Origin of the sequence: Rhizobium laguerreae (assembly GCF_002008165.1) — a bacterium.
GTDB lineage: Bacteria > Pseudomonadota > Alphaproteobacteria > Rhizobiales > Rhizobiaceae > Rhizobium > Rhizobium laguerreae.
Map to the genome: position 1 here is coordinate 355,410 of NZ_MRDM01000032.1, position 11,657 is coordinate 367,066.

At 62.1% G+C, this 11,657-nt stretch carries 9 protein-coding genes and 1 pseudogene; 4 read left to right on the forward strand and 6 right to left on the reverse strand.

Annotated elements, in window-relative coordinates; genetic code table 11:
* Positions 1–5 precede the first annotated feature (5 nt).
* The 6 genes and pseudogenes from BS630_RS35660 to BS630_RS35680 all read right to left on the reverse strand — a co-directional run bounded on the left by BS630_RS35660 (position 6) and on the right by BS630_RS35680 (position 6,684).
* Positions 6–1,838 (reverse strand): TRAP transporter large permease, encoded by a 1,833-nt coding sequence (locus BS630_RS35660; protein ID WP_077981204.1) that lies wholly within the window; start codon positions 1,836–1,838, stop codon positions 6–8.
* A pseudogene (locus BS630_RS38800) lies at positions 1,769–1,953 on the reverse strand (hypothetical protein); the annotation flags it as partial. The gene BS630_RS35660 and the pseudogene BS630_RS38800, both read right to left, overlap by 70 nt.
* Before the next feature lie 3 nt (positions 1,954–1,956).
* Positions 1,957–2,940, reverse strand: a complete 984-nt coding sequence (locus BS630_RS35665; protein ID WP_020485987.1) for an ABC transporter permease — start codon at positions 2,938–2,940, stop codon at positions 1,957–1,959.
* Positions 2,937–3,932, reverse strand: a complete 996-nt coding sequence (locus BS630_RS35670; RefSeq protein ID WP_077981205.1) for an ABC transporter permease — start codon at positions 3,930–3,932, stop codon at positions 2,937–2,939. The genes BS630_RS35665 and BS630_RS35670 overlap by 4 nt, the downstream gene beginning before the upstream one ends.
* Complete coding sequence (locus tag BS630_RS35675) at positions 3,929–5,467, reverse strand: sugar ABC transporter ATP-binding protein (RefSeq protein WP_077981206.1); 1,539 nt, start codon at positions 5,465–5,467, stop codon at positions 3,929–3,931. Before BS630_RS35675 ends, BS630_RS35670 begins: the two co-directional genes overlap by 4 nt.
* 77 nt (positions 5,468–5,544) lie before the next feature.
* Positions 5,545–6,684 carry a sugar ABC transporter substrate-binding protein gene (locus tag BS630_RS35680; protein WP_077981207.1) on the reverse strand — a complete coding sequence of 380 codons (1,140 nt, stop codon included), beginning with the start codon at positions 6,682–6,684 and terminating at the stop codon, positions 5,545–5,547.
* A gap of 228 nt (positions 6,685–6,912) precedes the next feature.
* Here BS630_RS35680 and BS630_RS35685 point away from each other — a divergent pair, with 228 nt between their 5' ends.
* From BS630_RS35685 to BS630_RS35700, 4 genes are all read left to right on the forward strand, one after another.
* Positions 6,913–7,917 (forward strand): LacI family DNA-binding transcriptional regulator, encoded by a 1,005-nt coding sequence (locus BS630_RS35685; RefSeq protein WP_020049643.1) that lies wholly within the window; start codon positions 6,913–6,915, stop codon positions 7,915–7,917.
* Between the two features lie 85 nt (positions 7,918–8,002).
* The gene (locus BS630_RS35690) at positions 8,003–8,590 is read left to right on the forward strand and encodes an ANTAR domain-containing response regulator (protein ID WP_072638704.1); all 588 of its coding nucleotides are present in this window, start codon (positions 8,003–8,005) and stop codon (positions 8,588–8,590) included.
* A 34-nt stretch (positions 8,591–8,624) separates the two neighbouring features.
* Positions 8,625–9,905 carry a CmpA/NrtA family ABC transporter substrate-binding protein gene (locus tag BS630_RS35695; RefSeq protein WP_183594529.1) on the forward strand — a complete coding sequence of 427 codons (1,281 nt, stop codon included), beginning with the start codon at positions 8,625–8,627 and terminating at the stop codon, positions 9,903–9,905.
* A gap of 482 nt (positions 9,906–10,387) precedes the next feature.
* On the forward strand, positions 10,388–11,656 hold the full coding sequence (locus tag BS630_RS35700; RefSeq protein WP_077981208.1) for an MFS transporter: 1,269 nt from the start codon (positions 10,388–10,390) through the stop codon (positions 11,654–11,656).
* Position 11,657: the final 1 nt, after the last annotated feature.

Sequence of the window (11,657 nt, forward strand, 5' to 3'; positions counted from 1 at the left end):
CCTGTTTACGAGAAGATGATGGCCCAGGCGCAGAGGATTGCGAGCGAGACCAGGAGAGCGAGCAGATAGGGAACCACCGCCCGAAAGAGCTCTGAGGCGGGAATGCGCGTGACGCCGCTGACGACGAAGATCAGCATGCCGAGCGGCGGTGTCAGTCCATGGATCATCAGGTTGACGACGATGATCACCCCGAACTGAATGGGATCGATGCCGGCGGCGACCGCTGCCGGCAGCAGGATCGGGCCGAAGAGCAGGATCGCAGCGCCGATATCCAGAACGAGGCCGATCACCAGCAGGATGACGTTCGACAGCAGGATGACCGCAAGCGCGCTGCCGCCGAGCGCCGTCGTCAGGTGCGAGATCAGTCCGGACACGTCGTCGACCGCCAGCAAAAAGGCAAAGGGGCCGGCCGTGCCGATCAGAAGGCCGATCGCCGCCGCTTCGACTGCTGCCTGGCGAAAGGCGGCATAGAGCGAGAGAACGCCGAGGCGCGCGCCGATGCCGAGCAGCAGCGTGTAGAAAGCAGCAAGAGCGGCGGCTTCCGTGGTCGTGACGATGCCGATGCGGATGCCGACGACGACGATGACGCCGAGTCCGAAGGCCGGGATTGCCTGGACCGCCGATTGCCAGCGCTGCCTCGCGTTTGCGCGTGGCAACGGCACCTGTTCGCTGACCGTCAGATGGATTGCGACCGCCAGGCATATGGCCATCAACCCGCCGGCAAAGAAGCCGCCGACGAGCAGCGAGCCGACGGAGAGATTGGTCGCGGTCGCAAGGATGAGAAATGCGATCGACGGCGGGATGACATTGTCGAGAACCGATGTCGAGGCGATGATTGCCGCTGCCTGCGCCGGAGGGTAGCCGTGTTTGACCAGCTCGGGCTGGAAGGTCGATGCGCCGAAGGCGGCATTTGCGACCGACGAACCGGAGGCGCCGGAAAAGAGGACGCTGGTCAACAGCGTCGTCTGCGCCAGCCCGGCCCGGCGATGACCGACCATGGCGGCGGCGAAACGCACGAGCTGGTTGGCGACGCCGGAGACAGTGAGAAGACCGCCGGCGAGCAGGAAGAAGGGAATGGCGAGCAGCAGGAATTTCGAGATGCCGGTGACGGTCGCGGAGACGATGGCCGGCTCCGGCAGGCTGCTGCCGAAGGCGATGACGACATAGGCCGCGGCAAGAAAGGCGTGCGGCAGCGGCGCAGCAAGCAAGAGACCGACCGCGGCGATCAGTCCGAGAAAAATGCTCGGCGGCCAGTCGAGATCGAGCGCGACATGCTGAATGCCGGCATAGAGCACGACACCGACGGCAAGCGAGAGCAAAACCGGCAGGATCCTGCCTTCGGCGATGCGCTGCAGAAGCAGCACGACGAGGATCAGCGCGCCACTGGTGCCGAGGAAGCCGAAGCGGATCCATTCCGGCACGCCGAGCGTCGGCGAGACGCCGCCAAGCATCGTCATGATCTCTCTGCCGCCGAAGCTCAGGACCAGTGCCGAAAGCACGGTGAAGACATCGGCGCCGATGGCCGTCACCTTCTGCAGGCTTTCGGGCAGCATCTTGACGAAGACGTCGAAGCGCATGGCAAGCGCGCTGTTGAGGCTGAGCGGCGCGCCGAGCGCGATCAGGCCCACATGCAGCCAGATACCGAGATCCTCGGCGCCGATGAAGCCGGCGTTGAAGAAATAACGTAGGCAGACTGTGGCGAGCACCATGAAGAGCAGCACCGCGAGAACGACTGCCGCGGCAATGCCGAGAACCGCTTCGACCACCCTCAAGGCGCGCGCGGCAGGCCCGTCATCCAGAGCAGTCCGTTCGATCGGATGAAATTCGCTGGTGGCCACAAAACGTACCTTCTGACTTCCCTGGTGACATCGAGCCGCGGCAGCTCCTTTTCGCCGAAACGATAGGTTTCCTCAAGCAGCGGATGCTGGATAACATGAAAGTATCGACAACGGCCGATCAGGCCGGCTTCTGGCGGCCATAGAGCAGGAGCATGCCGATGATGACGGCGCCGTAGATGAGCTGGCGGCCGGCCTCCTCGATCTGCATCACCGAGAGGATGGATTGCAGCAGCGTGATCAGGATGACGCCCGCCACCGTTCCGAGGTAGGAACCCTTGCCGCCGAGCACATGCGTGCCACCGAGAACGACGGCCGCGATCGACGGCAGCAGATAGGCGTCGCCCATGGACTGCGATGCCTTCGACGCATAACCTGCCAACAGAACGCCGCCGAGCGCGCTCAACCCTCCTGAGATGACGAAGGCCAGAAGCGTGATCCGGCGCGTGTCGATACCGGACATGTAAGCGGCGCGCTCGCGGTTTCCGATGGCGTAAAGGGATCGGCCGAAGGTCGTGCGCGTCAACATGAAGACCGCAGCCAAGCCGACGCAGAGCCAGACGAGAACGCCGTTCGGAAGTCCCGGAATGGTGTAGCCGGTGGCCAGGAACCGCATGGCCGGCGTGGCCGAATCCTGCGGGGAGAAGCCGCCGGTGTAGACGACCATCAGCCCTTGCGCGACGGCATTGGTCGCCAGCGTGATGATCATCGAGGGAATGCGGAGATAGGCGACCGCCAGGCCGTTGACGAGACCGATCGCAGCGCCGCAGAAAATGCCGAAGGGGATCGCCAGAACCGAGCCGGTCGTACCGTAAGCGGTCGCGGCGCAGGCCATCATCGCACCTGTCGTCACGACCCATGGCACCGAAAGGTCGATCTGGCCGAGCAGGATGACCGCCATCATGCCGGTGGCGATGACGCCGAGGAACGAGGCCACCTTCAGCTGCTGCAGCAGATAATCCGGCGACAGGAAATTCGGCGAATAGATCGATCCGGCGAACAGAAGCAGGATGATGCATCCGAAGGCGGTTGCGACCGCCGGATCGATACCGCGCAGGCGTGTGGGCACTCGAAGCTGCCGCATGAGGGACGCTTCCTCGCTCATTGAAACCACTCCAGCCGATTGCGGACCCTGGCAAGCCCGATGCAGCCGATACTGATCGCCAGCATCAACACCACGCCCTGGAACAGCGGCTGCCAAAGCGGATCGAAATCGAAGACGAAGAGCAGGTCGCCGATCGTGCGAAAGGCCAGGGCTCCGAAGACAGCGCCGACGGCGCTTCCCTTGCCCCCCGCAAGGGAAACGCCGCCGAGCACCACCGCCGCGATCGAATAGAGCGTGTAGGCGTTGCCGCTCGCAAACGCCGCTTCGCCGGTATAGGAGAAAAAGGTGAGATAGAGCCCGCCGATCGCCGAAAGTAGTCCCGCCAATGCATAGGCGGTGAATTTCGCCCGCTTGACCGGCATTGCCGACATATAGGCGGCGTTCTCGGCCGAACCCACCGCATAGGCCGCCCTGCCGATCGCCGAGCGGCTGAACGGAACCCAGATGACGAGAATGATGGCGAGGAGAACCACGAGGCTTGCCGGAACGATCCCAAAGAGCTTCGAGGTGAAGGCATCGGCCAAATCCTCGTTGACCGAGCCGCCGGGCGTCGGTCGCAGCAACAGCGCCAGCCCATAGAAGATCGCGCTGGTCGCGATCGTCGCCACGATCGGCTGCAGCCGGCCGAAGATGATGATGAGCCCGTTCAGCATGCCGCAGCCCAGCCCGGCGAGCAGCACCACGACGATGCCAGTTCCCGTCTGCAGCGGCGTGCCGACGACCAGCCAGGAGGCGAGGCAATTGCAGAGGACCAGAACCATGCCGGCCGAGAGATCGATGCCGGCGGTGATGACGACCAGGCATTGCGCCATGGCGACGAAGGCAAGCAGCGTCGCCTTGTTCGAAGCCGTCTGCACGACGTTGGGCGTGAAGCCCGCCGGGTGGTTCGAGACGTAGAGGGCGAACATGGCGACGAAGAGGAGTGCGGCAAACAGCGTTCCCTTCTGCTGCGCATACCAGAACCGCCGGTCGCCGGAAGCATGCTTGTTCATGGGGCAATCCTTTGCGCTGCGTGGTCGCCGGCGATGTTGAGAGCGGCGCCGATCAGCTCGTGCTCGTTGATCTCGGCGCCTTCGAGCTCGCGAATGATGCTGCCGTCATACATGACGAGCACGCGGTCGCAGCAGCCGATCAGTTCGTCGTAGTCTGTCGAATAGAAGATGATCGCCGCTCCCGCATCGGCAAGCTTGCGCAGCAACAGATAGATTTCCTGCTTGGTGCCGACATCGATGCCGCGTGTCGGATCGTTGAGCAGGATGATGCGCGGCCGGTTCATCAGCCATTTGGCGATAACCACCTTCTGCTGGTTGCCGCCGGACAAGGCGGCGACGGGCATGTCGATCGTCGCGGCCTTGATCGCCAACAGCTTGAACAGGTCGTCGATCTCGCGACGCTCGGCCGCCCGGTCGATGACGCCGTTGCGCGAGACGCGGTCGAGGGCTGCAATCGACAGGTTCTCGCGCACGGTCATCGGCAGCATCAGCCCTTCGGTCTTCCGATCCTCGGGGATCAGCGCCATGGATATGCCGCCGGACTTGGCATCACGGGGACTTTTCAGCGTCACCGGCCTGCCGTCGATTACGACTTCACCCTTCACATCGCGCAGCACGCCGAAGAGGGCCAGCAGCAATTCGCGCTGTCCCTGCCCGTCCAGGCCGCCGACGCCGATGATCTCGCCGGCCTTGATATCGAAGGTGATGCCAGAAAGCCTATCGCCCCAGGAAAGGTCGCGGCAGGAAAGGACCGGCTTTACCTCTCCGCGATGCGCCGGTTTCGGCGGAAAGACATTGCTGTATTCGCGGCCAATCATCAGCTCCACCACCTGCTGGTCGGTCTTCGTGCCGGCCGGATAGGATTCGATGCTGCGGCCGTTGCGGAAGACCGTGCACTCATCCGCCAGCTGGGCGATCTCGTGCATGCGGTGGGAGATGTAGATTAGCGCCATTCCCTCGGCGCGCAGGCGCTTCAGCACGGCGAAGACCTTTTCGACATCCGACTGCGTCAGCGCCGAGGTCGCCTCGTCGAGGATCATCAGCCGCGGCTTGCGGGCAAGCGCCTTGGCGATCTCGACCATTTGCCGTCGGGACAGAGGGAGGTCCTTGACCAAGGCGGACGGATGAATGTCGGAGGCGCCGGCGCGCGCCAACGCTTCCTCGGCGATCCGCCGCTGCCTGCGCCGGTCTATCATGCCGAATTTCAGCGGTGGATTGCTGATGACGATGTTGTCGGCGACCGAGAGGTCGGGGATCAGCGAAAGCTCCTGGAAAACGCAGACGATGCCCGCCGCATTGGCGGCGGCCGGCGAGGCAAAGGCGATCTCCTTACCGTCGAGCAGCATGCGTCCTTCATCAGGCGCCACGACGCCCGCCATGATCTTGATCAGCGTTGATTTGCCGGCGCCGTTCTCGCCGAGGACGGCATGGATCGCGCCCGGCCGGATGGCGATATCGGCATCCTTAAGCGCGACGGCACCGCCATAGCGTTTCGATATGCCTTCCATGCGGAAAAGCGGTTCGGGCAAGGTCATGCATCCAGCCTCCATTCGGTCTATCACCTTCGAGATTGCGGGTGCGAACACCCGCAATCAGATCCGGAGGACGGCTGCTATTGGTTCTCTTTGGACTGCCCCATGATTTCCTGAGCGCTGAAATTAATGCCGCAGGTGGGGAAGGAATTGCCGACGAAGAAGTTGTCGGACTGGGTGGGATAATAATCCTCGCCTTCCTTGAAATCAGGATCCGAAACAACCGCGGTCGGCAGCTTGACGGCCTGCGGCACGACCTGACCCTCAAGGGCTGCAATCGCCGTCTTGATGGCGACGGCGACCTGGGCCGGGCCGGTGCCGGCGGACGAGCACTTCAGGCCGTCGGCGGCATGGGCAGCGCAGAATTTGCGGAAGCCATTTTCCGTCTCACCGCCGAAGGGCACGAAGGGATGTTTGGCATCGATCATCGCCTGAACGACGCCGGTATCGCCGCCCTGGGCAGTGATGCCGTCGAACGGGCCGTTGGTGGCGATCGCGTCAGCGGTTGCCTTCTGTGCAACGCCGTCATCCCATTTTCCGACGACCTCGGTTACCGTGAACTTCTTGCCCGAAGCGTCCAGGGTTTCGTGGATGCCGTTGTGGCGATCCGTATCGACCGAGGTGCCGGCGACGCCACGCACTTCCAGCACCTTGCCGCCGTTCGGCAGATGCTTCACCAGCCAGTCGGCCCAGAGGACGCCGAGCCCCTTCTGGTCGACGTTGACATTGATAGCGTCCTTGGTGTCCAGGATATTGTCGAAAGCGACGAGGACGACCCCGGCCTCTTTGGCGCGCTTGATCACCGGCCCGAAGGCGGTCGGGTTCTGCGCGTTGACGACGATGGCATCATAACCGGCATCGATGAAGTTGTTGATGGCGGAAATCTGCGCCGGCACATCCTCGCCTGTGGAAACGACCTTGAACTCCTTCAGCTTGGCCGCGACATCGGGCTGGGCGGCGTAGGCCTTGGCCGTCTGCACCATCTGGATACGCCAGGTGTTGGCGATATAGCCGTTGGCGAGCGCGATGCGATAGGGGCCGTCCTTCTTCGAATATTGCAGGAACTGTGTGTCGGCTGCCCACGGCACCATGCAGCCGGGCTCGGCGGCCGGGCCGGACACGACCTTCGGTTCCGCGCTGGCCGCGCCGCAGAGCAGGGCAAGCGCGGATACGGAAAACGCGGCAATGCGAGCCAATTTGGCTTCTTTCACCTTAAGCATGAATGTTCTCCTCCTCAGGCGGACCGAGCCGCCTCTCCTATGCTTTGATTTGCATACTTGGTCCCGGAAGGCTCCACCCCGTCCCTTTCCGGTACAATTTTAGGTTAACATAGTTGACAGCGCTGTCAAATCGTATCTGCTAGCGCTGTAAACTACAGGAATGAGCAAATATTCTCTATTTTTGAAGAATATTAGAATCAATATTGTGGGACGAATGGCGGGACTTGCATGCGGCGGATAACACTTGATGACGTGGCAAATCTTGCCGGCGTCAGCCCGATCACGGTTTCGAGGGTGCTGCGCAAGCCCGATGCGGTCTCGCCAGGCCTGCGGCTGCGCGTCGATGCCGCCGTCAAGGAACTCGGCTACGTGCCGAATATTGCCGCGAGCCGCCTCGCTTCCTCGCGCACGCATGCGATCGGCGTCATCGTTCCGACCCTCTACAACGTTATCTTCGCGGAATATCTGTTTGCGCTTCACGAGGTGCTGGTCGCCGCCGGCTTCCAGGTGATCGTCGTCAACAGCCGCTATTCCGAGATCGAGGAGGAAAACGCCATCAAGGCATTACTCGGGCAAAGGGTGGAGGCGATCATCATCGCCGGCACTCATCACACGCCGCTCTCGCGTCAGCTTCTCGCTCAGGCTCGTCTGCCCGTTGTCGAGACCTTCGAGCTTTCTCCAAACCCGATCGACCTTAACATCGGCATGTCGCAGGAGCATGCCGGGCAGACGGCGACGCAGCACCTGATCGAACGGGGTTTCCGCCGGATCGCCTTCCTGACCGGCAATCTCGACCACCGCGCCCAGTCGCGTTTCGACGGCTACCGGCTGGCGATGCAGGAGGCGGAGCTGCCGAATCTGGAGATCATCGCCGAGAGGCCACGCCATAGCTACGTGGCACTCGGCTCCGACCTCTTCGCCATGACGCATGAACGTGGCGACGTGCCCGAGGCGATCTTCTGCACTGACGACAATCTGGCGCTCGGGGCCATGCAGGAATGCCGCAAACGCGGCATCCGTGTGCCCGATGACATCTCGATCATCGGATTTCACGACCTGGAATTCGCCGCCTGCGCCGCACCCTCCCTCTCCTCGATCGCGACCCGGCGTTTCGAAACCGGAAAACTCGCGGCCGAAAGGGTGCTTGCCGCGTTGAATTCCTCCGTGGTATCGAGGGCCGAGCAGATCGACCTCGGCTTTGCCTTGATTCCGCGCGAAAGCACGGCAATCTGATCATATATTATGCATACTTAGTTTTTGCACACTTTTCAGGCTGGCGCGCTTGCCAAATTTGCTGCACTGCGTCATGAATATAGCCATGACGCATCTCGATCTGACAATTCTGGTGATCGACGAAAATGCCATTCGCGCCTCCATCATCGAAGAAGGCCTGCGCGAGGCAGGGCATACGCGCGTCACCGTCGTGCATGAGGTCAACGGCATCGCGCGAATCATCGAAACGCTGATGCCCGACGTGATCATCATCGATATCGAAAATCCCAACCGCGACATGATGGAGCATCTGTTCCAGCTGACTCGCACCGTCAGCCGCCCGATCGCCATGTTCGTCGACCGGTCCGACACGGCCTCGATCGAGGCTGCCGTCGATGCCGGCGTCTCGGCCTATATCGTCGACGGACTGAAGAAGGAACGCGTCAAACCGATCCTCGACATGGCTGTCAGCCGCTTCAATGCCTTCAACCGGCTACGGCGGGAGCTTGCCGATGCCCGCTCCGCGCTTGAGGAACGCAAGCTGGTCGAGCGCGCCAAGGGCATATTGATGAAGATGCGCGGCCTGTCGGAGGAAGAGGCTTTCGCCCTGCTGCGCCAGACAGCGATGAACGAAAAGAAGAAGATGTCGGAAATCGCCCAGAGCGTCGTCACTGCCGCGGGGCTGTTGATGTAATGGTCGAGCTGATGAATTTCCGGAGGAAACCGGAGTGGATATGATGACAACGACCTCCAATTCCGGCGGCGAGCTGCCCTCGCCCGTGCGGGTGAACAACGAAGGACCGAAAGTGCTGCGGGCCGGTTTCATTCCGCTCGTCGATGCATCGGTGCTGATTGTGGCGGCAGAATTTGGCTTCGCGCGGAAGGAAGGCCTGACGCTCGATCTCGTCAAGGACGTCTCCTGGGCGAATGTGCGCGACCGCCTGGCATTCCGCCAGTTCGACATTGCCCATATGCTGTCGCCGATGCCCGTCGCCTCCATGCTCGGTCTCGGCTCCAATCCCTCACCGACGATCACGCCGTTTTCGCTGGGGCGCGGCGGCAACGCGATCACGCTGTCGACGCGGCTCTTCGACAGGATGCGGAATGACGTGGGATTGCCGGAAACGGCAAGCGCGCTCGACAATGCCCGCGCCCTGGCAAAAACATTGGCGGTAATGAAGTCCCGCGGCGAGCCGCTGCCGACTTTCGGGGTCACCTACCCCTTCTCCTCGCATAATTACGAATTCCGCTACTGGCTGGCAGCTGGCGGCATCGATCCCGACAGGGATGTCAAGCTCATCGTCGTGCCGCCGCCCATGACTTCGGATGCGCTGGCAGCCGGTGCGATCGACGGTTTCTGCGTCGGCGCGCCGTGGAACATGGTTGCTTCAGAGCGCGGCGTCGGCCGCATCGTCGCCGCCAAACAGGATATCTGGCCGTCGGCACCGGAAAAGGTGATCGGTATGCGGCCGGACTGGGCGGAAAGCCATCCGGAAACCGTTTCCAGGCTGATCGTGGCGCTCGATGCGGCAGCCCAGTGGTGCGACCAGCCGGAAAATCACGACGCGCTGGCGGCGGCTCTTGCCGACCCGCGCTATATCGCTGCCCCCGTCGAAATCATTCGCCGTGTGCTCGCCGGCGAATTCAGCCTCGACGCAAAGGGTAACCGCCGCATCATCGCCGATTATTTCATGTTCCATTCCGGCTTCGCCAATTATCCCCGGCCAAGCCAGGCGCTGTGGATCTACAGCCAAATGATCCGCTGGGGACAGGCCGAGATCAGCCTTAACATGGCAAGGGCCGCAGCATCCGCCTACCGCCCGGATCTCTATCGCGCTGCTCTCGGTGACGACAACGCACCCGAAGATGCCGATATCCGGATCGAAGGCAGTGCCGAGGGCGACCGTTTCATGGACGGCCACGTCTTCGACCCGGCGAGGCTGCCGGACTATGTCGCAGGTTTTGCAGTCAAAAGCGCCCTCGCCTTCGTTTGCGACGACGAGGTCTAACCGATGCCGGCCTGCACAAAACACCAGCAAGCATCTGCCCGCCTCATGTCAAGCGCACAAAATATTTGCATCAGCGGGTGGCGGCCCGAAAAACAAGCAGGCGGCACGTTTCATAAATGTCTTTTGCATTCAGTGACTTGAACGCAGGCAGCCAAACTGGCACGCAGTTTGCATCGTCTTTAATAGCACCGGTCAATGACGATCAGCGCAGAATGAGCGCGCGGTAGACGCTCACGGTAGACACAGAGATTGCTCTTCAGATTGAAGAGATAGGTTTTAGCTTGAGCAATCTGGCCAACGGATTGCCTTCAGGCAAATGGGCCAGAAGGCCTAAGAATTCGGCGTCCAACGGCGGGCGCCACCAGCAAAGCCGCTGATCAGGATATTTCGCGCACCTCGTGTATGCGCGTCCTGACCAGCGGCTTTTTTGTTTCAACCCTCAGCGATGGATTGGCACGACCTTGTCGGGCCTCGGAGAAGTTATGTCTGTCATCGAGAAATCACAGCCCATGTCCGCCGGCGAACCAGCCAAGGCATTGTGGATCTCCACTGTAGCCTTCACCCTCTGTTTTGCGGTCTGGACGATCTTCGCGATCATCGGCATTCGCATCAAGCAGGATCTCGGCCTGAACGAGGCCGAGTTCGGATTGCTGGTCGGCACCCCCGTGCTCACCGGTTCGCTTGTGCGCATCGTTCTTGGCATCTGGACGGGGCGTTACGGCGGCCGTCTCGTTTACACCCTCACCATGCTGGCCGCCGCATTGGCGACCTTTCTGCTCTCTTACGCCCAGACCTATACGCAGATGTTGATCGCCGGCCTCGGCGTCGGCCTCGCTGGCGGCTCCTTTGCAGTCGGCGTCGCCTATGTCTCGCCTTTTTTCCCGGCGGAGAAGCAGGGAACCGCACTCGGCATCTTCGGTGCCGGCAATGTCGGCGCGGCCGTAACCAAATTCGCAGCCCCCTTCGTGCTGATCGCATGGGGCTGGCAGGCGGTTGCGGAGATCTGGGCCGTCGGACTGGCGCTGATGGCAATCGTCTTCTGGTTCACCACGACCGATGATCCGGCCTTCCGTCTCCGCCGCGAACGCCGCGTTGCCACCAAGAGTTTCGTCGAGGAATTCGCGCCGCTTCAGAACGTTCAGGTCTGGCGCTTCTCGCTCTACTATTTCTTCGCCTTCGGCGGCTTCGTCGCCCTGTCGCTGTGGCTGCCGCGCTACCTGGTCGGCGTCTACGGCTTCAACCTGGAGACGGCCGGGATGATCGCCGCGGCCTACTCCATCCCGGGCAGCATCTTCCGCGCCTTCGGCGGCGTGCTGTCGGATAAGAAGGGTGCGCGCAGCGTGATGTATACGATGTTTGCCGTTTCGGCCGTCGCCACCCTCATCCTCTCGCTGCCGGCCGCCGACGCGTCCGGGACGGGTCCGGCGTTTGGTATCACCCCCTTCATCTTCATCGTCGTCATCTTCGTGCTCGGCTTCTTCATGAGCCTCGGCAAGGCTGCGGTCTACAAGCACATCCCGGCCTACTACCCCGACAACGTCGGCGCAGTCGGCGGCGTCGTCGGGATGATGGGCGGCCTTGGCGGGTTCATCCTTCCGATTGCCTTTGGCCTCCTCAAGGACATGACCGGCCTCTGGTCCAGCTGTTTCCTGCTGCTCTTTGCGATCGTCGTGATCTCTCTCATCTGGATGCACCTGTCCGTAAAGCAACTGTCGCGCCAAGGGCACTCGGCGCCCGTGGCTGCAACCTGAT

Excerpts from the sequence above, each read along its gene's own strand:
- BS630_RS35665 (WP_020485987.1), bottom strand. The coding sequence starts at position 2,940 with ATGAGCGAGGAAGCGTCCCTCATGCGGCAGCTTCGAGTGCCCACACGC.
- BS630_RS35670 (WP_077981205.1), bottom strand. The coding sequence starts at position 3,932 with ATGAACAAGCATGCTTCCGGCGACCGGCGGTTCTGGTATGCGCAGCAG.
- BS630_RS35675 (WP_077981206.1), bottom strand. The coding sequence starts at position 5,467 with ATGACCTTGCCCGAACCGCTTTTCCGCATGGAAGGCATATCGAAACGC.
- BS630_RS35680 (WP_077981207.1), bottom strand. The coding sequence starts at position 6,684 with ATGCTTAAGGTGAAAGAAGCCAAATTGGCTCGCATTGCCGCGTTTTCC.
- BS630_RS35685 (WP_020049643.1), top strand. The coding sequence starts at position 6,913 with ATGCGGCGGATAACACTTGATGACGTGGCAAATCTTGCCGGCGTCAGC.
- BS630_RS35690 (WP_072638704.1), top strand. The coding sequence starts at position 8,003 with ATGACGCATCTCGATCTGACAATTCTGGTGATCGACGAAAATGCCATT.
- BS630_RS35700 (WP_077981208.1), top strand. The coding sequence starts at position 10,388 with ATGTCTGTCATCGAGAAATCACAGCCCATGTCCGCCGGCGAACCAGCC.